The organism is Pseudomonas sp. HLG18, assembly GCF_051903985.1.
Lineage (GTDB): Bacteria > Pseudomonadota > Gammaproteobacteria > Pseudomonadales > Pseudomonadaceae > Aquipseudomonas > Aquipseudomonas fluorescens_BT.
The window spans coordinates 1,852,403-1,872,643 of the sequence record NZ_CP195831.1 but is presented as its reverse complement, the minus strand read 5'-3'; the positions used below and the strand labels follow the sequence as shown (position 1 = coordinate 1,872,643).

Below are 20,241 nucleotides of genomic sequence, written 5' to 3'. Positions count from 1 at the left end.
AATGCGAAGAGTGCGCTTTTGATCAATTTTTCACTCGATTCATGAATACTGTTCTCAATACATCCTGTTTTGAGGAGGTATGACGGGGAAACCGGCCCCCATTGATGGGAAATCGCCATGACGGCGGTTCTCGCCACCTTCCCGTCAAGGTTAGAATGCAGTAAATCAGGACGAGTCAATGACCCAGAACACCCTATCCGAAGCTGAATACGATGCGATCACCGATGCCGCTGCGCATTGGTGCATGCGCCTGCACGCCGTCGACTGCACCGCCGAGGAACGGCGGGCGTTCGAACAATGGCGCAATGCGCACCCGCTTCATGCCTTCGAATACGAGGCCATGCTGGAAATCTGGGAGGTTGCCGAACATTTGCCGCGCCCCGAACCGGCGGCGGTCATATCGATCAGCCAACCACCCCGCTCCTGGCGCCAATACGCGGCAGCAGCCTGCGTTTGCGCGCTGGCGCTGCCACTGACAGCCTGGGCCGGCTGGAACCTTGGCTGGCTGCCCGACAGCTATCAGCACTTCGCAGCCACCGACACGGTTCGCCATGTCACCCTTGGCGATGGCAGTCAGGTCGAGTTGAACCTCAACACCGATCTGACCTTCAGCAACTACAAGAACGAGCGTCGCGTCACGCTGAAAAAGGGTGAAGCCTTCTTTGAAGTCAGCCATGACCTGAGCCACCCGTTCATCGTCAAGGCGGCCGAAGGCAGGATTCGCGTCACCGGTACCCGTTTCAACGTCTGGATGTATGAAGACCAGGTCAAAGTGAACCTGGTCGAAGGTTCGGTGCTGGTCACCAGCAACACGCAGCTGTCGGGTGACGGTCTGCGCCTGGGTCCTGCGATGCAGGCGCGCTACAAGCATGGCGACGACATGCCGCAAATCAGCCAGACCTATGCAAGCGACACCTCATTGGCCTGGCGCAACGGCAAACTGGTGCTCGACAACCTGGCACTGAGCGAAGCCCTGCCGCTGATCAACCGTTATCTGGACAAACCGCTGATGCTGGCCGATAGCGCCACAGGCTCGATCCGGGTCGGCGGCATCTATAACGTCAAGGAGCTGAACAGCTTCGCCAACTCGATGCCCAAGGTCCTGCCGGTGTTCATCACCCGCAACCAGGAAGGCAATCCGGTGATCAATCCGATGCCTCAACAGCCACCAAAAAGCTGAGGCCGCTCCTGTGAGGGAGCGGCCTTCAGTGGTTGATGCAACATCGTGACGACTGATTACTGCGCCGCCACGTTCCCCGTTTTATCCGGTTCTTCACGCACGCTTTGCACCTGATACTGCGGATCCGCCTTGATCTGCTGCTCGGTGAACGGCAAGGCGCTCCACTGTTTTTTCGAGAAAGCCTCGGTCTGGTCTCTGGAATATTTCGACGCCGGATCGCTGGACAATGAAAACGCAAGCAGCCCCTGAGCGTGCGGCCCCGTGTCGTCGAACGTTACCACTTGCAGGTAACTGGTGCCGCTGACCACTTCCAGTTTGCCGTCTTCACGCGCAACGCTCTGGATCGCGTTATAGATACCCAACGTGCCCGGCCCGCCATGGATCGGCGTCTGCTGGCCGCCGCTGCTGGCCACCTGAACATCGCCCCAGCGGGTTTGCGCTGTCAGCCCCATCTTGTCGGCCGACTCGGCTGACGCCAGCATTGCCTCGCGCAGCGCGCCGGCCACTTCGGGCTTTTCGACCGCCAGACCGCGCGGGGTGTGTTGCGCGTCTTTCGGGTCGAACGGTACGCGCCAGACATCCGGCGACTCCTGCAAGGCTTGCATGATGGACTGGAAATGCACCAGTCCGATTCCCGAATCCAGGTTGGCTCGACCATCCCATGCCTTGAGACTGGCGCACACAGGCTTCAATGCCACTTCGGCCGCGCCAGGCGTACCACAGAACTGCAACAGATCCGGCAGCACCTGGCCGGCCAGGTACACCTGATCGTCCATCACCATGTGCTGCAGATCCTGCACCGACACCGGCCCTTTTTTGCCCAGGCTCGCCAGACGATCCAATGCAAACCGCGAACGCAGGCCCAGTGGCTGGTCCTGCTGGCTGATCAGCGGAGAAAAACCGGTCAGCGGTTGTGCCGGGTTGGCCAGCCACGCCGAATCATTGGAATGCTGGACAAAGTCCTTGCGCAGCAGTTGCGGCAATTGGCTGGCTGCAAAGATCCCCTTCTGTGCCGCTTGTGGATCGATGCCCCAGGCGCAGTCACTGTTGGAGCCGTCGAGCACGATCATTTGCAGGCCGATACGCGGGTCGCTGCATCTGGCGAGTTTGTCAGCACTGACGTTCGGCACCACCGACAGGTTCATGTAAAGCGTCTGGCCTTTGTCATCCACTGCCAGGGTATTGACCCACGGGATGCCCTGAATCCTGTGTACCGAATCCTGCAACTCCTTGAGGCTGGCGGCGTGGTTCATCGCGTACCACTGCGTCAGCACGCGGTCGTTGTCGAGGTTGGCATCGCGCAGGCTGTAGGCGTATTGATTGTCCCAGTCGAGCTTGCCCGGCCACTGCACGATCGGACCGAATTGCGAGCTATAGATGTCCCGCGAAACCGGCACGACCTGGCCATCGGCCTGTTTGACCTGAACGGTGACGGTCTGCTTGCTCAATGGCAGGGATTTCCCGTCCAGCAGGTAGCGGGTCGGATCCTGCGGATCAAGTTGCAGGCGATACAGGGTGAAGTGTTTGGACGCGTCGACGGTATGGGTCCAGGCCAGATGCTGGTTGAAGCCGATATTGATCATCGGCAGCCCCGGCAACGCCGCGCCCATCACATCCAGTTTGCCGGGAATGGTCAGGTGCATCTGATAGAAACGCATGCCGCCGACCCACGGAAAATGCGGGTTCGCCAGCAGCATTCCACGGCCATTGAATGAGCGCTCGCTGCCCACCGCCACCGCGTTGCTGCCCCGGTCCAGGGCAAAACGTTGCAGGCGTGTGGCAGCCAGTCGATAGGCCCGAACATCCTGTCCGACCTGAGCGCTGGCCTGCGGTGGCGCGGCGCCTGCCAGTGCTTCGGCGAACTGTCCGACGCCGCCCTCCACCAGCAGCCGGCGTGTCAGCTTCACCAGGTCTTGGGCGGTCATATCCCGCACCCACTCGCCCTGACACTGTTGTGGCAGCCCCTGCTGGCGACGCTCGGCCAGATAGCGGTTGTAGCCGGCGGCATAACCTTGCACCAGATCACGCACCTCGACCGGCTGTGCCTGCCAGAAGGCATTGACCGCCTGCGGGGTGTTGAGCCATTGGAAGAACACATCGCTGACGCGGTTCTCGCGCTCTTCGACCGTGAACTGCTCGGGTCCGAAATAACGTGAACGCTCGCCGTTGACTGTCACGATCTCGTTGGCCAGCAGGCACAGATTGTCCTGTGCATAGGCGTAACCAATGCCGAACCCGAGGCCACGCTCGTTCTGCGCACGGATATGCGGTACGCCAAACCCTGTGCGCCGAATATCGGCCCCGGCCTGGGTGGCAGGACTGAACGCCTGCGCCGACAGGCTCAGCCCGAGAAACATGCCGGCAAGGGTCAGCCCGGTTAACTGCCTGGAAATAATCACGCTCGCTCCTGATCGAAATGCCTGAGAGCGGATCCTCGCGTATCGAACCTTTGAGGGGCGGCGGATCCGTTCTGGAAAACACCCACGCGTCCACGCGCAATGAGCCTGACCGGGAAACGAAACAGATGAAAAAAAATTTAGCGGATTTACCGTCCGCTCAAAGCCTTGATCACGCGGAAAAGACGAATCAACGACAAATTTTCTACATTTTTCGCTTCATGATTTGTCGGGCTGATACGTCTTGATTAGAGAGAGCACCAGAAACCCTTCCTGATCAGGCTCTGAAAAGGAGTAATCGCATGTACAACCTGCAACTACCATCGGACGGTAGCCAGGCACCACAAGGAGCTTCCATGGGTTCGCACGCCGGCGTACTCGGACAACGGGCCGAACGCCACGGCAATGAACGTATTCGTCTGCTGCTCAAGAGCTTCGGCCTGCGCACCAGTCTGATTCGCCTGAAAGTCATCGACGCCTTGCTGATCGCCGCTGAAAGCGACCGGAGTCTGGGCGTGCGCGGTGTCCACAGCCAATTGCTGGACCTGGGCATTCCGCTGTCGTTTCTCAGTGTGCGCGAAGTGTTGAAGCGCCTGTGCGCCGAAGGCGTGATCACCTTCAACGCCGACAAGAGCTACAGCCTGCATCCACAGGCTGCTGCCGTCCTCAACAGCCACTGAATTCCTTCTTGAGCGCCGTCAGGGTTTGACCTTGCGGCGCATCACGCCGTTGATCACCACCACGACCACCGCCACACCGATGGCGATGTACTGGAACATTTTTTCGCTGAGCATCCCGGCGTTCTGCATCCACGACAGGCCAAGCATGATTGCCAACACGCAGAGAGCGATCAGAATCGAGTATTTCAAACGTTGCGACTGGGTCATTACGGGTTCCTGAAAACTTGGAAATGTATCGGGTTTGTATCGGCGCTGATGCCATGCGCATACCGACTCACGGGGATGCGCCGCTGCAAACGAGGTCTCATGTTACAGCCGATAGAGCTTTGGCTCCATGCGGCGTCAACCATGAGGACTTTTGAAATGCTGCGTCGAATCACCTGGCTGATTCCAGTTCTGGCACTGCTCACACTGAGCGGCTGCATCATTTTCCCCCACGGCGGCTGGCATGGCGATCATCGCTACTATGGTGGAGGCCCTGGTTACTACCAGCATCGGTAAATCCGACCGTTGAAGAGCACCGACTACGTTCTCTTCAAATGAAACATTTAATTGAATACCCATAAAAAATGCCCACGAGGATGTGGGCATTTTCCGTATATATCCCGGCTCAAAATGTCGGATGTTTCGCAATCCCGAGTAAGTAATCCGTCAACCGCAATACCCAGCAAACCTGCGACATACTGAGTAGTAGCTACGACGTAGGAACCTTGCTCCCCTCTCCCTACCCTTTGCGCTCCCTCTCTTGAAGGCATGGAAGCGTATGCAAAGAACCCTCATTGAACTCCCGCCGCTACAGATCCTTGGCTTTTGCCTGGCGATTTCACTGTTCGAAGGACTGACCTATATGGCCAGTGATCTGGTGATGCCTGCCATGCTCACGGTCACCCAGGACCTCGATGCCGACCCACGCCATATCCCCAATGCGTTCAATCTGTATCTGATCGGAGGCGTGTGCCTGCAATGGCTGATCGGGCCGCTGTCCGACCGGTTCGGCCGCCGCACGCTGCTGCTTGTCGGCTGCGCGCTGTTCGGGATGACCTGCGCAGCAGCGGTCGCGACACCCGGTATCGAAGTTTTCAACGCATTACGGCTGTTGCAAGGCATGGGCCTGGGATTCGTGGTGGCCGTCAGCTACCCCGCGCTTCAGGAAGTGTTCTGCGAGGCGGATGCCGTACGGCTCATGGCGCTGCTTGGCAACATCGCGTTGCTGTCGCCATTGCTCGGCCCGTTACTCGGCAGTCTGTTGCTGGAATGGCTGAGCTGGCGCGAGCTGTTTCTGGGTCTGAGTCTGGCCGCCGCCATCGCGTGGCTCGGGCTCTATGCCTGCATGCCTGAAACCGTCGGGATCGTCCGGCGCGATGGCAGGCAGCAGGCGCCGGTTCCACTGTCCTGGCACCAGACTCGCCTTCGATACGCGGCGCTCTTGCGCACCCCAATGTTCCTCGGTGCAAGCCTTGCACTCGGGCTGATGAGCCTGCCATTGATCGTCTGGATCGGTCTTTCCCCCCTGTTGTTGATCCAGCTGCTGGGGCTGTCGACTCAAGAGTACGCCTTATGGCAGATCCCGATCTTCGCGGCGGTCATCGCCGGCAATCTGATCCTTGACCGTTTGCTGGCATCTCGCGAACTGCCGCAGCTGATTCGTCTGGCGCTCTGGCCGTTCTGCCTGGGACTGCTGATTCTGCTGGCCGGTGCGCTGACCGGCGCCACCCTTGGCCTGTTGATCTGCGGTCTGGTGCTGTACGCCGTGGGACTGGGCATGAGCAATGCCGCGCTCTATCGGTTGGCGCTGTTTTCCAGCGATGACAGCAAAGGCCTGGTGTCGGCGGCGATCGGCATGATCTCGATTGCAGTGATGGGCGCCGGCGGCTCGATCATCGCCGCGATCGGCGGGGGCTCCCGCCTTGAATCCTTCGCCTTGTGGGCCGCACTGGGTGGCCTGCTGAGCCTTCCATTCCTGTACCGGTTTCTTCGGGCCTCCCGCCAGGAAACCGTCTCCTCGACACATCCATAAGGACATCCCATGTTCCATTTCCCTCACAGCGACGCGCTCTGTGCGTTGACGCAACCCTATTGCGCGCAATCCATGCCAGCGGGGTTATTCGACCAGGCCATGGCCGAAATCTGCCGGTTTCACTGTGACCACACGCCCGGTTACGAACACTGGTTGAACGCCAACGGTCTCACCGTGGCCGACGTGGACAGCCTCGACGACTGGTCGCAACTGCCCCCGGTCTTCGCCAGTTTCTTCAAACAGCAGCAACTGCTCAGCCCGACCGGTGCAGACGCTCTGGAGCTGACATCGTCAGGCACCAGCGGCCAGAAAAGCCGCATGCGCTATGACAAGCGCAGCCTTGAGGCCGCCCAGTTCATGGTCGAACGGATCTTTAACCACTATGGCTGGGACAACCCGCAGACACCGTGCAATTACTTGCTCCTGAGCTACGAGCCCGAGTCCGGCAGCCGCCTGGGTACGTCCTTCACCGATCAGTTTCTGTGTCGGTTCGCGCCCGTCAATCGCGTGGCCTATGCACTGCGCCACACAGGCGGCGGTCATGAGTTCGACGGCTTTGGCGTGATCGCGGCATTGCAGTCCTTCGCCGATGAAGGCTTGCCGGTGCGGATCTTCGGCTTCCCTGCCGTTCTTTGGCAGACCCTGCAACGCATGCGGGCCACCGGGGTGGCTGATCTGCAACTGGCAGAAGGCTCGCTGGCACTGTTTGGCGGCGGCTGGAAGACCCATGCGGCGCAAGAGATCCCCCGTCAGCAATTGTACGAACGTATCCACCGCCAATTGGGCATCAAGATGTCCCGCTGCCGTGACGGTTACGGCGCGGTCGAGCATCCGGTGCCGTATCTCGAGTGTGCTCACCATCGTTTCCATGTTCCGGTCTATTCGAAGGTCTTCGTGCGCAATCCATCTGACTTCACGGTTCAGCCTTACGGCCGTCAGGGCTTGCTGAGTTTTGTCTCGCCTTACATTTCGTCGAGCCCGGCCCATGCCGTGGTCATGAGCGATCTCGCCACCCTGCATCCGGGCACCAGCTGTAGCTGCGGTCTGGCCACCGACTGGTTCGAACTGCATGGCCGCGCCGCGACCACGGCCGGCAGAAGCTGCGCCATGGCCGCCTCTGAATTGCTGGGGAAGCACTGACATGTACCTGATCAACGGACAGCTCCACACCGACTGCACCTTCGACGCCGCACTGCAACAGCTTGACCTGGATTTGCCACAACGGTTGGCCAAGACGCTGGACACGGCGATCGTCCTTGACGCAGCGGCCACCTTTGCCGCACGCCTGCAGAACCCGGACCTGGCATTGCCCCTCGACGCTGAACAACGCCAGTCGCTGATCGAGTTCTGCCAACCGGATGCGCTGCGGCAAAAGCTTTTGCGCGAACTCGGCGAACAACCGGGCAGCCTGCGCCGCTTCGATTATCGTCAGCCGCGCTTCGAGCGCTGGAGCCCGCTGGGCCTGGTGGTTCACATCACCCCCGGCAATGCGCCGCTGCTGGCGTTCTGCGCCGTGATCGAAAGCCTGCTGGCCGGCAACGTCAACTGGTTGCGCCCCAGCAGCAGCGATCAGGGCCTGACGGCGCGATTGCTCCACGCTTTGACGCAGTGTGATGCGACCGGCCAGATCGCGGGGCATGTCGCGGTCGTTCCGGCAACCACCGCCCGGATCGGCCAACTCTGCCAACGCGCAAACGGCGTCTCGGCGTGGGGAGGCGAATCGGCGCTGCAAGCGATCCGCCAGCAACTGGCACCCGGATGTCGCTGGATCGATTGGGGCCACCGTATCAGCTTCATTTACCTGACACCGGCAGCGGTCACGCCGGCGGCCCTGGACGCCGTGGCCGATGAAGTCTGTCGCCTTGACCAGCAGGCCTGCTCCAGCCCGCAATGGCTGCTGGTGGACAGTGACGACGAAAGCACCCTGCGTTCCATCGGCGAAGGCCTGGCCGAGGCGTTCGAACGCCGCGCCCGGCACTGGCCGGCCCTGTTGCCTTCTGTTCAGGAAGCCTCGGAAATCACCACCCGCACGGCGATGGCACGCCTGGCTTACAGCTTTGCCGGGGCCACCGGTCATGTCTGGCAGACCCCGGACTGGCGGGTCATCTGGACCCACGACCCGCAACTTGGCCCCTCCCCCCTGTTTCGTAGCCTGTTGCTCAAACCACTGCCACGCACGCAGCTCACGGACACACTGTTGCCTTGGCGAAACGTGCTGCAAAGCGCCGGTCTGATCTGCACTGAACACGACATCGCCGAGCTGGCCCAGACGCTGATTGCCGCAGGCGTCACACGAGTCACCCCGGTACACGCGATTCACGACGGCTACGAAGGCGAACCCCACGATGGCGTTTATGCCTTGCAACGCTTGAGCCGACGCGTGTCGGTCAGCCTGCCGGGCACCACGCTGGCAACCCGCGCCACGCTCGACCCTGTGCCGACGTTTCCCGGCGTGACCGACTTGCCGATCATGAGCAAAGACGTCTTTGTCACCCGCCCGATCCACCCGGCGGCCCGGTTGTACTTCCGTTCCGGCGGCAGCAGCGGCACTCCTGCGCTGTCCGGCTACAGCTACCGGGATTTCGATCGGCAGATGCGCGCGAGCGCCGACGGCTTGTTCGCGGCCGGTCTCGACCCGAACCGGGACCGGGTGATGAACCTGTTCTTCAGCGGCGGGCTGTACGGTGGCTTCTTCAGTTTTTCCAAGGTGCTGGAACTGCTGGGTGCCACACACCTGCCGATGGGCGCACCGGCCGATGACGACTATCGCGACATCGCGCAGTTGATCATCGATCAGCGCGTCACCGTACTGGTTGGCATGCCCAGTACTCTGCATCGTTTGTTTCTCAACGAGCAGGCACGGCTGCGTGACTATGGCGGGATCGAAAAGGTATTTCTCGGTGGCGAACACCCTGGCGAACAAAGCCTTGCGCTGATGCGCGACTGTGGCGTCAGGCTCATCCGTTCGGCCGTTTACGGCAGTGTCGATGCCGGGCCGCTCGGCCACGCCTGCCCGGCCACCGGCGATGGCGTGTTCCATTTGATGAGTGATATCCAGCATCTGGAAATTGTCGAATTCGACGCCGATCGACCAGTGACCGGTAGTGAAACCGGACGCCTGGTATTCACCTCCATCGAACGGGAGGGTCAGGATGTCCAGCGCTACGACGTCGGTGACAGCGGCCGCTGGATACCCGGCAATTGTGACTGCGGCCTGCCCACTCCGCGCTTCGAACTGTTGCAGCGGCACGGCAGACTCGTGCGCATCGGTACGGACTTCATCTGCCTGTCGCAACTGGCAAAGCATCTGCAGAGCGATTTTCAGTTGATCCTCGAACATGCTCCGGACGGCCTGGAACGCATGCGGTTTCGCAGCCCACGGCAACCCGATGATGTTCAGCATCGCCTGTCGGGCTATCCGACGCTGGCCACGCTCATCCAGACAGGCCTGCTGACGGTGGAGGTGGAAGTCTGCGGCAGCACCGAATTCACCCGCAACAAACACAGCGGCAAGACGCCGCTGCTGATCGACAATCGGGGCATTGGTCCCGGCGCAAACAGGCAAGGAGCCAATGATGAACACACGATTTGAACTGGAAGAACTGGTGACGTTTGCGCGACAGCATTCAGACTTTTATGCACGCCATTTTGCCGGGCTTCCCCGGCAGATCCCATCGCTGGAAAAACTGCCGGTGATTGACCCCGTTCAATACTGGAAAGGCAGTCATGACCTCGACCAATGGCCTGTCCTGACCGCGCCGCTGAATGACGCGCTGATCTTCAAAACGGGAGGAAGCACCAGTGCCGGGAAGTTTTCACTGTTCCGGCGCGAGGAGTGGCGAACACTGGTGACGGACTTCGGTCGCAGCCTCGACGCGCAGTTGAGCACCGGGGACCGGGTCGCCAACCTGTTTTTTGTCGGGGATCTGTATGCCAGTTTTATCTTCACTCACGATGCGCTGACGCATATGGAAATCGAGGTCGTCGAGTTTCCGTTCACCGGCCATGTCGCCTCGGGCGCCCTGGCCGATGCGATTGCCCGGCACCGGATCAACGTGCTGGCAGGTGTGCCCGCCCATCTGCTGACCTTCGCAGCCTGGCTCGAGCACCAAGGTCAAGTCCTCGAAGGCGTCACCACCCTGCTCTACGCCGGCGAAAGCCTGTTTGACGCACAGTTGCAACGACTCAAGCAGGTGCTTCCCAATGCCCGTGCAGCCTCTATCGGCTACGCCAGCGTGGACGCCGGGTTCATCGGAGCCAGCCATCGTGACTGCGACCTGGGAGAACATCGGGTCCCCGAACGCCACGCTGTGCTGGAAATTCTCGATGAGCAGACCGGCGAAGTGATCGAGGAATGCGACCGTGTCGGACGCCTGGTGATAACCAACCTGACGCGCCGGTTGATGCCTTTGATCCGCTACCCGGTCGGCGACCGGGCCTGCTGGCGAGAGCCGAGCGGGACATCCCGGCGCAAGTTCGCGCTGATGGGTCGTTGCGCCGACAGCCAGCGAATACGGGTGGGTATTCTGACCCTGCTGCCGCAGGCGATCGGCGAGACCGTGCGGCGGGTCACCGGGAGCGATGATTGGCAACTGGTGATCGAGCAGGATGAGGCGATGGATATCCTGCGCCTGCACTGGGCACCGAACGCCATGACTCCGGCAATGGCTGAAACCGACCTGACGCTGCACCGTGCATTGATCGAAGACTATCCGTTGATCGAGCAACTGAGCGCCGATCACTTGCTGGCGTTGCGGGTTCGCTGCTGCACGGTTCAGGAACTGGTACGTCATCCACGCTCCGGTAAACGTCAGCGCGTGCTGGACCGGCGCGACTATAACGCCTCTGGCAAGGAGCGTTGCTGATGGAATCGATTACGCTGCGAGGTTACCGCGCCAGTGACGCCGCCGCCGTGAGTCGTCTGTTCAGAAAGATCTATGGCGATTATTACGCCCAGCCGCATGTCTATCTGCCCCGCATGATCAGTCAGAACCATGCCGACGGCCACTGGCACTCGTTGGTGGCGGTGACGAACGATCAGGTGGCGGGACATGCCACGTTGATTCTCGACCAGGGATCGACCGTCGCCGAACTGGCGCTGAGCGTGGTCGATGAACAGTTCCGTGGTCGGAACGTCGCTACGCGCCTGAGCCGACATTTGCTGATCCATGCGCAGGCGCTCGGTTATCAGGGGGTCACGATCAAGCAGATGACCCATCACCCCTACACGCAGAAAATGGCCACCAGTCTTGGTTTTCACAACACCGGTCTCCTGCCCGATCATGCTCCGTCGCCCTTTGGCGCGGCCGGGACGGAATCGCTCGTTTTGGGTTACGCCCCCGTCGATGGCTATCGGCGCCCGCTGCCGGCGTTGACCTGGCCGCAGGAATGCCGTGAGTTCATGCAGCAGATGTGCGAAGTGTTCGGAACGCGGTTGAACGTTTCGCCCTGGATCGGCGCGCCGGCGCAGCTGAAACAACAATGGGGGCGTTATGACGGAGTCTTCAGTGAAGTCGACGACAGTTTGCTCAAGCAATTGCAGCAACTGCCCGCCCATTGGCTGATATCGATCAGGCTCAGGCTCGCACAGGGTTTCGACAATGCCTGGCGCCGGCTTTCGGCGATCGGGTTCGTGTTCACCGGAATGGCGCCCGATGGCCGGGGTGAGGGATGGCTGGCGCTGTTTCATCGCGGATTCCAACCCAGGCCCCTGACCCTGCATTGCCCACAGATGCAGCGCTTGCATGACGACATGCAGCACCGGCAACTGACCGCTCCATAAAATGAAAAGGCCCGCTCCGTTCCCGGGCGGGCCTTTTTTCATGCCTTGGCTTTGACACCTTGATCGGTTGGAGGCTTGCGCTCCCCGCCCTGACCGTAAGTCTTCAGGTTCTGCAGCACATAGATGGCTTTCTTGTACTCGGGGATCAACGTATTCGCGTACTTGTTACCCTTGAGATTGTTGTTCTGGATGGTTTCCAGCTGCGTCGCGAAATACTCCAGCGCATTGAACTTGGCGTCCGGATCCTTCTGTACGCCGAAGCGATCAAACTTGTCGCCGGCGTTGAGCAACGTCATGGACGTGATCTCGGAAATCAGGCCCCGGCTACGCAACATTGCACTCAGGCTGCCCAACTGCTTGGCTGAAACACTGGTGGGATCGAAACCCTTGATGTTCTTGTGCAGCCCCTGCTTGTCCATCTCCGCCGTATTGATCGCGGTGGGGTCGTTACCGACCAGCGCCAGCATCTGCTTGACCTTCAGGCTTTGAGAAACCGGTTTGCTTGAACTTGCGGTATCTCGAACCAGCAAACCCGCCTTGGGTTGCCAGGCGCCGGTATAACCAACGGTCATGAGCGTGCTCCTTGCGAAAAGAACATGAAAAATATCCTTGTGGAACGTCTTGAATTGCCCGGAGTATCGGCCGGCAAACGAATGCCACCAACCCATTTTTCACTTTTTTACAATTTATGTACATTTCCGATACAAATGAATGCAAGCCCCAGATTTACTGATCCGAAGCCCTTTTCACGGCTTCAATAAAATCGACTTTTTACTCTAACAAACGGGCTGGTTAGTTTGAATGTGTCGAGCCTGTTACTGGCCGATCAACGTTCCGGGATTCTTTTAGTACGCCAGTACCTAAAGCTTCCTCGCGTCGCGACGATATGTAAGGGATACCCCTACTGTTTTGCTCCCATCCCCTAATAAGAACGTTGCTCAAGGACCGGTCTCCATGCCCGCATTCCGTACCATTCAGGCTCGCTATACGTTGTTTCTGGTTCTGTTCATCCTGCTGTTGTCGGTCCTGACCGTGGTGGGCATCAGCCAACTGGTCGCCCCCAAACTGCGCCATACCGAAGAGCAAGTCGTGCTCAACCGCATCGCCGAGGTGGCCCAGCAGATCCAGGGTGAACTGAACAAGGTTCAGTCGCAGCAACGCAGCATCACCCAGACCATTCCACTGCTCGACAGCGCCGCCATCGATACCGTGCTGCCGGGGCTGGTGGATCAGTACGGCGAATTGAAGGTGTTCGGCGGTGGTATCTGGCCGTTGCCAGGTCAGCGTGAGGCGGGACGCAACAAGTTCAGTACCTTCTGGCACCGTGACAGCTCCGGCAAGCTCGCCGTGAACACCTTCTGGAACAGCGACGCGGCCCCCAACTACTACGACCAGAGCTGGTACAAGGGCGGCATGCAGACCCCGCGCGGGCAATGCGCCTGGGCCGCTGCCTATAAAGATGATGCGAGCGCCGAGCCGCGCACCAACTGCGCCATGGCCATCCAGAAAAACGGCAGCGCCTGGGGCGTATCGACCATCGATGTGACCCTGGGCTTCTTCAACGACCTGGTGGCGCGCAAGGAAAAAGACCTCAACGCCGAAATGCTGATCGTCGAGGCCGACGGCAAGATCATCAGCAACAGCTCGCGTATCAGCGGCCCGATCGTGTTGAAGAACATCAGCGAACTGGCCGCCGGTTCTACCTTCGCCAGCCAGGTCAAGGCTGGCCTGCAGAATCGCGATCAGGCGCAGCGTGTCGAATTCGACAACAACGGTGAAGCCAGCACCTTCTTCATGCGCCCGATCGAAGGCACACCGTGGTTCCTCGCCACTGCACTGCCGACCAAAATGCTCACCGCGCAACGTGACGACGTACTCAGCAGCCTCAGCCTGCTGCAGATTCCGCTGGTGATCCTGCTGGTGCTGCTGCAGGTCTACGCCATTCGCCAACTGGTTTCGCGCATGAAAGCGCTCAAGGCCAACATCGATTCGCTGTCCAGCGGCGATGCCGACCTGACCCGCCGCATCACCATCCGTGCCGAAGACGAACTCGGTGCCATTGGCCATTCGGTCAACACCTTCATCGCCTATCTGCAAAACATGATCGGCGAGGTCACCCAGGCTACCGGCGCCATGGCTTCGAGCCTCGACAACCTGCAGCGCACCTCGGCACACACCAGCCAGATCCTGCTGCGCCATGCCTCGGAAACCGACCAGACCGTTACCGCTATCAACGAGATGAGCTCCACTGCCGAAAGCGTCGCGCAAAACGCTGCCGAAACCGCGGCGTTTACCCAACGGGCCAACGAAAATGCCGACCGCTCTCGGGTCGTGGTGGGCGAAGCCACCAGCAGCGTCGTCGCGCTGATCGATGAAGTGGCCAGTGCGACGCACAAAGTCGAAAACATGCAGCAGGACGCCCAGCGCATTACCGAGATTCTGGGGGTGATCGGTGCGATCGCCGGGCAGACCAACCTGCTGGCGCTCAACGCCGCCATCGAGGCTGCCCGCGCCGGCGAACAGGGGCGCGGTTTCGCCGTGGTCGCCGATGAGGTACGTGCCCTCGCTGCCCGGACCCAGGCCAGTACCTCGGAAATCAACGAAATGCTGACCCGCCTGACCCAGGGCGTAAGTTCCTCGGTCAGCGCCATGGAAAACACCCAGGCCAGTTGCCAGTCCGCTGCCGACGCCACCGCCCGGGTCACCAGCGGGCTCGACGACATGGCCGGCTCCGTCAGCCATATCAACAGCCTCAGTGCCCAGATCGCCACGGCCGCCGAACAGCAAAGCGCCGTCACCGAAGAAATCAATCGCAGCATGGTGCAGATCCGCCACATGGTGGATGAGCTGGTGCAAAGCGGCCAGGCCAGTGAAACCAATACCCGCCAGCTCCTAGAGGCCAACGGTCGGGTGAGCGCAATCATGGGCCGGTTCAAGGTCAGCTGACGGATTTGTCATCTCGCACTCAGGAGGCTGTCAGCTTTGATCTACGATCATGCTGACAGCCTGCCTTGTATCAACTGGAAACACTCCGTTGATGCCGGGTCGGAAAAACCGGTCAAAATGCGTTCTTTTTGACCGTCACCCGAGTCGAGAACCCTGCATGAAAAACCCTCTGCGTCTGGCCGCCCTGAGCGCCCTGCTCCTTTCCTCCCTGGCGCAAGCCGCCGACCTCATCCCGATCGAAGTCCATCGCGACGCCAACTGCGGTTGCTGCAAGAAGTGGATCAGCCACCTGGAGGCGAATGGCTTCAAGGTCGAGGATCACGTCGAGGCGGACATGAGCTCCTTCAAGCAACAACACGGCGTACCGCCACGCCTGGCCTCGTGCCATACGGCGATCATCAACGGCAAATTCGTCGAAGGCCATGTGCCCGCCGAACAGGTGCTGGCGCTGAGCAAGCGTGACGACCTGCTGGGCGTAGCCGCACCGGGCATGCCGATGGGCTCGCCGGGCATGGAAATGGACGGCATGAGCGATGCCTATCAGGTGATCGGCCTCAAGAAGGACGGTGCCGATGTGGTGGTGGCGGATTACCCGGCCCATTGATGACGGCGGGTTATCTCGGGCTGTTCCTGGCCGCGTTTGGCGCGGCGACGCTGCTGCCGCTGCAATCGGAAGCCGTGCTGGTCGGGCTGCTGGTCAGCGATCGTTACTGGCTGTGGGGGCTGTTGGCTGTGGCGACACTGGGCAATGTCCTCGGTTCGCTGGTCAACTGGTGGCTGGGGCGCGGGCTGGAACGGTTTCAGGACCGCCGCTGGTTTCCGGTCGGCCCGAAGCACATGGCCCGCGCCCGTGTTCACTATCAGCGTTATGGTCACTGGTCGCTGCTGCTCAGCTGGCTGCCGGTCATCGGCGATCCCCTGACGCTGATCGCCGGGGTCATGCGCGAACCCCTCGGGCGTTTTCTGCTGATCGTCACCCTCGCCAAAGGCGCTCGCTACGGGGTGCTGGCGATGCTCACCCTCGGCTGGCTCGGTTGAACGTTCTGCGGTGGACGTTGCCTGTGTTTAACGTCGCCCTAATCCGGCCGTTCCAGCATCGGCCGATTTCCTGTGGAGTTGTCCCATGTCTGTGTCGCTGACCCGCTGGCTGCCCGGCCTGTTGCTGACCGCTGCCCTGCCCCTGCTTGCTCATGCCGAAGGCCCGCAGTACGGCCCGCAATTGCAAGGTTTCGAGTATCCCTACACCCTCAAGCACTTTGCCTTTCAGTCCCAGGGCCAGTCTCTGCAGATGGGTTACATGGACGTCGCCGCCCACGGCAAGGCCAACGGGCGCACCGTGGTGCTGATGCACGGCAAGAATTTTTGCGGCGCGACCTGGGACAGTTCGATCAAGGCCCTGAGCGAGGCCGGTTACCGGGTGGTCGCTCCGGACCAGATCGGTTTCTGCACTTCCAGCAAACCCGAACATTATCAATACAGCTTCCAGCAACTGGCGGCCAATACCCAGCAAATGCTCAAGGCGCTGGGCATTCAGAAAGCCACCCTGCTCGGCCACTCCACCGGCGGCATGCTCGCCACCCGATACGCCCTGCAATACCCGGATCAGGTCGAGCAACTGGCGCTGGTCAACCCGATCGGCCTGGAGGACTGGAAAGCCCTCGGCGTGCCGTGGCGCAGCGTCGATCAGTGGTATCAGCGCGAACTGAAAGTCACCGCCCAGGGTATTCGCGACTACGAGCGCAGCACTTATTACGACGGTCGCTGGAAGCCGGAATTCGACCGCTGGGTGGACATGCTCGCCGGCCTGAGCAACGGGCCGGGCAAGACTCAGGTCGCATGGAACTCGGCGCTGATCTACGACATGATCTTTACCCAGCCCGTGTACTACGAGTTCAAGGATCTGAAGATGCCGACCCTGTTGCTGATCGGCACGTCTGACACAACGGCCATCGGCAAGGACATCGCACCGCCCGAAGTGAAGGCGAAAATCGGTCACTACGAGGTGCTGGGCAAGCAGGTGGCGAAGCTGATCCCGCAATCCACACTGGTGGAATTCCCCGGCCTGGGCCACGCGCCGCAAATGGAAGAACCGACGCAGTTCCACCAGGCGCTGCTCGACTGGCTGAACAAAACCAATCCCGTTCGTTGAGGAGTCAAGGCTGATGGCGGTGCAGATTGCAGTAATCGATGACTGGCAGGACGTGGCGCGGGACGTGGTCGACTGGTCGGTGCTGGACAGTCTCGGTGAAGTGACCTTTGTCCATGAGTACCCGGCGGACAACGCCACACTGGCCGAACGACTGGGCCGGTTCGAGGTGATTTGCGTGATGCGCGAACGCACGCGCTTCGATGAAGACCTGCTCAAGCGTTTGCCGAACCTGAAACTGCTGGTCACGGGCGGCATGCGCAACGCAGCGCTGGACATGCCGGCCGCGGCCCGACTCGGAATCAGGGTCTGCGGCACCGACAGCTACAAACACGCCGCACCGGAACTGACCTGGGCGTTGATCATGGCCGCCACCCGCAATCTGGTGAACGAGGCCAATGCCCTGCGTGCCGGACAATGGCAGCAAGGTCTGGGCGGCGACCTGCACGGCAAGACCCTCGGTATTCTGGGGCTCGGCAGTATCGGCCAACGGGTCGCGCAGTTCGGGCAGGTGTTCGGCATGCGCGTCATTGCGTGGAGCGAAAACCTTACCGCCGAGCGCGCCGAACAGGCCGGCGTCACTTATGTCAGCAAGCAGCAATTGTTCGAACAGGCCGACGTGCTGTCGGTGCATCTGGTGCTCAGCGACCGCAGCCGTGGTCTGGTCGATGCCCAGGCGCTGGGCTGGATGAAGCCGACCGCCCTGCTGGTCAACACGGCACGCGGGCCCATTGTCGACGAAGCCGAGCTGATCAAGGCCTTGCAGAAACAACGCATCGCCGGGGCGGCTCTGGATGTATTCGATCAGGAGCCTTTGCCGGCACTGCACCCGTTTCGCACGCTGGACAATGTACTGGCCACGCCTCATGTCGGGTACGTCAGCCGACAGAACTATCAGCAGTTCTTTTCGCAGATGATCGAGGACATTCAGGCCTGGTCGGCGGGAGATCCGCTTCGCCTGCTGAACTGACCTTCGTCCCATTCGCGGGCAACCCCTGCCCGCGAAGCAGCACCCACTGACCGCACGCCAACATTCCTGCACGCACCGCAACAGTGCGCGCACACTTTTCAAGCGCCCGAAAACGTGACTGACCGGTCACCAATTTGCATCATCGATGCCGCCAGACATGCACTTCGTCGGGGCGCGTCTCGTCCCCAAGCCACGGTTTTTGCGACCTCGCAACAGATTGTCGAACAATTCGTCCGATTGCCCTGGCCCGCTCTAGGATCTGGCCTAGACTGGTTTTCGCGAGGCGAAACCGACCGGTCACAACGCGGAAATTTTGTCGAAACTTTTGCTGATCGCGACGGGTCATCTGAAAGACAGGGCCAAAGCGACTGGTTCATTCCTTGCAACGGCCCCTTCACCCATTCTGCTTGCGCGTGTTGGGTAGCGTTCGCTCACCGATGCGTGGCGCGTTTGCGCCCGGCCACAGGACCTGGCCGTGGACATCGCTTGTTCAAGACAAGAATCAGATCAAAAAGACGGGAGATTCATATGATCAGTGCGGCATTGGAAATTCAGGGAGAACGGGCTCATCAGCCGATGGGTGAATCGAGCACCGTAAGCGTTCCCGGCAGCCGGTCGATCAACGTCCCGAGCACCAAGACGCTGACACCAGTGGCCAGTCAGAACCCCAACAAGAAGAAAGTGTTGTTCGTGACCTCGGAAATCGCCGATCTGGTGAAGACCGGCGGTCTGGGAGACGTTTCTGCCGCCCTGCCCCGCGCCATGGCGCATCTGCATGATGTCCGGGTGTTGATCCCCGGTTATCCGCAAGTGATGAACAGCGAGAATCCGATCCACATCATCGGTGAACTGGGTGGCCACGCCGCGCTGCCGCCTTGCAAGATCGGGCGCATGGACATGCCTGACGGTCTGGTCATTTATGTGTTGATCTGCCCTGAACTGTATGCCCGCGACGGCGGCCCTTACGGTGCCAACAACGGTCGCGACTGGCCGGACAACCACATCCGTTTCGCCCGACTGGGTCTGGCCGCCGCGGATATCGCCGCCAACCTCGCGCAAATCCACTGGTGCCCGGATCTGGTGCACGCCCACGACTGGCCGGCCGGGCTGGCGCCTGCCTATATGCACTGGCGCGGGCAACGCACGCCGACCCTGTTCACCATTCACAACCTCGCTTATCAAGGCGTGACCAGCCTGGGCTCATGCCCGGAACTCGGGATCCCCGCCCATGCCCTGCAACAGGAAGGCATGGAGTTCTACGGCAAGATGTCGTTCCTCAAGGCCGGCATGGCCTATTCGAGCCACATCACCACGGTCAGCGCCACCTACGCGCAGGAAATCACCACCCCGGATTTCGGCTGCGGTCTCGACGGTTTTCTCGCCGCCAAGACCCAGCAAGGCTTGCTCAGCGGCATCCCCAACGGTATCGACGAGAGCTGGGACGCCGCCACCGACCCACACCTGTTCGCGCCATTTGCCATCGGCGACTGGGAAGGCAAAGCCGTCAACGCCGCCCACGTGCGCGAACTGTTTGGCCTGCAAGACTCCAAAGGCCCGCTGTTTGCCGTGGTCTCGCGTCTGGTCTATCAAAAAGGCCTGGACCTGACCGAAGCCGTGTCGGAATACATCGTCCAGAACGGTGGCCAGATCGCGATCATCGGCCGTGGCGAGCCGGAAGAAGAACAGGCCATGCGCGAACTGGCGCTGCGCTTCCCCGGCCAGATCGGCGTGCGCATCGGCTTCAACGAAACCGATGCCCGACGGATGTTTGCCGGCAGCGATTTTCTGCTGATGCCTTCGCGATACGAGCCTTGCGGTCTGAGTCAGATGTACGCCCAACGCTTCGGCTCGCTGCCGGTAGCGCGCAACACTGGAGGGCTGGCCGACACCATCGAAAACGGTGTCACCGGTTTTCTCTTCAACGAATCGACAGCGGACAGCTACCGCGAAGCCCTGAGCCGCGCGTTCAAGGTCTTTGCCTTTCCCGAACTGCTCAACGCCATGCGTTGCCGGGCGATGGCGGCACCGTTCAACTGGTGCAAGGCCGTCGAACCCTACGCCGAACTCTACGAACAACTGGTGGCCAAGGCGCTGGGCAAAACGCACCACAAATAACCAGGGAGG

Annotated in this window: 17 protein-coding genes; 14 read left to right on the top strand and 3 right to left on the bottom strand. The window is 60.7% G+C overall.

Features of this window, described 5'->3' with window-relative positions:
• Positions 1-178 precede the first annotated feature (178 nt).
• On the top strand, positions 179-1,180 hold the full coding sequence (locus ACSPX5_RS08640) for a FecR family protein (protein WP_439821466.1): 1,002 nt from the start codon (positions 179-181) through the stop codon (positions 1,178-1,180).
• 56 nt (positions 1,181-1,236) lie between these two features.
• Here ACSPX5_RS08640 and pvdQ read toward each other — a convergent pair whose 3' ends face one another.
• Positions 1,237-3,579, bottom strand: coding sequence for a bifunctional acylase PvdQ (gene pvdQ / locus ACSPX5_RS08635; RefSeq protein WP_439821465.1), 2,343 nt, complete (start codon positions 3,577-3,579; stop codon positions 1,237-1,239).
• Between the two features lie 299 nt (positions 3,580-3,878).
• Between pvdQ and ACSPX5_RS08630 the strand changes: the two genes are divergently transcribed.
• Positions 3,879-4,256 carry a fe2+ zn2+ uptake regulation protein gene (locus ACSPX5_RS08630; RefSeq protein WP_169430274.1) on the top strand — a complete coding sequence of 126 codons (378 nt, stop codon included), beginning with the start codon at positions 3,879-3,881 and terminating at the stop codon, positions 4,254-4,256.
• A gap of 18 nt (positions 4,257-4,274) precedes the next feature.
• On the opposite strand, the gene ACSPX5_RS08625 is transcribed toward ACSPX5_RS08630, so the two are convergent.
• Complete coding sequence (locus ACSPX5_RS08625; RefSeq protein WP_169430273.1) at positions 4,275-4,463, bottom strand: hypothetical protein; 189 nt, start codon at positions 4,461-4,463, stop codon at positions 4,275-4,277.
• A 156-nt stretch (positions 4,464-4,619) separates the two neighbouring features.
• On the opposite strand from ACSPX5_RS08625, the gene ACSPX5_RS08620 reads away from it, so the two are divergent.
• The 6 genes from ACSPX5_RS08620 (at position 4,620) to ACSPX5_RS08595 (ending at position 12,055) form a co-directional block, all read left to right on the top strand.
• Positions 4,620-4,757 carry a hypothetical protein gene (locus tag ACSPX5_RS08620; RefSeq protein ID WP_167443772.1) on the top strand — a complete coding sequence of 46 codons (138 nt, stop codon included), beginning with the start codon at positions 4,620-4,622 and terminating at the stop codon, positions 4,755-4,757.
• Positions 4,758-5,019: 262 nt separating this feature from the next.
• Positions 5,020-6,273: an MFS transporter gene (locus ACSPX5_RS08615; protein WP_323161385.1), complete on the top strand. Its 1,254-nt coding sequence runs from the start codon at positions 5,020-5,022 to the stop codon at positions 6,271-6,273.
• 9 nt (positions 6,274-6,282) lie between these two features.
• Positions 6,283-7,413, top strand: coding sequence for a LuxE/PaaK family acyltransferase (locus ACSPX5_RS08610; protein WP_323161386.1), 1,131 nt, complete (start codon positions 6,283-6,285; stop codon positions 7,411-7,413).
• Between the two features lies 1 nt (position 7,414).
• On the top strand, positions 7,415-9,865 hold the full coding sequence (locus ACSPX5_RS08605) for an aldehyde dehydrogenase family protein (RefSeq protein ID WP_439821464.1): 2,451 nt from the start codon (positions 7,415-7,417) through the stop codon (positions 9,863-9,865).
• Positions 9,849-11,138 (top strand): phenylacetate--CoA ligase family protein, encoded by a 1,290-nt coding sequence (locus tag ACSPX5_RS08600; RefSeq protein ID WP_439821463.1) that lies wholly within the window; start codon positions 9,849-9,851, stop codon positions 11,136-11,138. Before ACSPX5_RS08605 ends, ACSPX5_RS08600 begins: the two co-directional genes overlap by 17 nt.
• Positions 11,138-12,055 carry a GNAT family N-acetyltransferase gene (locus ACSPX5_RS08595; protein WP_439821462.1) on the top strand — a complete coding sequence of 306 codons (918 nt, stop codon included), beginning with the start codon at positions 11,138-11,140 and terminating at the stop codon, positions 12,053-12,055. Before ACSPX5_RS08600 ends, ACSPX5_RS08595 begins: the two co-directional genes overlap by 1 nt.
• A gap of 38 nt (positions 12,056-12,093) precedes the next feature.
• On the opposite strand, the gene ACSPX5_RS08590 is transcribed toward ACSPX5_RS08595, so the two are convergent.
• A complete protein-coding gene (locus ACSPX5_RS08590) occupies positions 12,094-12,627 on the bottom strand; it encodes a hypothetical protein (protein WP_169430267.1) in 534 nt (177 codons plus the stop codon).
• A gap of 382 nt (positions 12,628-13,009) precedes the next feature.
• Here ACSPX5_RS08590 and ACSPX5_RS08585 point away from each other — a divergent pair, with 382 nt between their 5' ends.
• The 6 genes from ACSPX5_RS08585 to glgA all read left to right on the top strand — a co-directional run bounded on the left by ACSPX5_RS08585 (position 13,010) and on the right by glgA (position 20,232).
• The gene (locus tag ACSPX5_RS08585; RefSeq protein WP_169430266.1) at positions 13,010-15,001 is read left to right on the top strand and encodes a methyl-accepting chemotaxis protein; all 1,992 of its coding nucleotides are present in this window, start codon (positions 13,010-13,012) and stop codon (positions 14,999-15,001) included.
• 157 nt (positions 15,002-15,158) lie between these two features.
• Positions 15,159-15,605, top strand: a complete 447-nt coding sequence (locus tag ACSPX5_RS08580) for a DUF411 domain-containing protein (protein ID WP_169430265.1) — start codon at positions 15,159-15,161, stop codon at positions 15,603-15,605.
• Positions 15,605-16,039: a YqaA family protein gene (locus ACSPX5_RS08575; RefSeq protein ID WP_169430264.1), complete on the top strand. Its 435-nt coding sequence runs from the start codon at positions 15,605-15,607 to the stop codon at positions 16,037-16,039. The genes ACSPX5_RS08580 and ACSPX5_RS08575 overlap by 1 nt, the downstream gene beginning before the upstream one ends.
• 85 nt (positions 16,040-16,124) lie before the next feature.
• Complete coding sequence (locus ACSPX5_RS08570; protein ID WP_207864452.1) at positions 16,125-17,150, top strand: alpha/beta fold hydrolase; 1,026 nt, start codon at positions 16,125-16,127, stop codon at positions 17,148-17,150.
• 13 nt (positions 17,151-17,163) lie between these two features.
• A complete protein-coding gene (locus ACSPX5_RS08565; RefSeq protein ID WP_169430262.1) occupies positions 17,164-18,117 on the top strand; it encodes a D-2-hydroxyacid dehydrogenase family protein in 954 nt (317 codons plus the stop codon).
• A 528-nt stretch (positions 18,118-18,645) separates the two neighbouring features.
• Positions 18,646-20,232, top strand: a complete 1,587-nt coding sequence (glgA, locus tag ACSPX5_RS08560; protein ID WP_169430261.1) for a glycogen synthase GlgA — start codon at positions 18,646-18,648, stop codon at positions 20,230-20,232.
• Positions 20,233-20,241 lie beyond the last annotated feature (9 nt).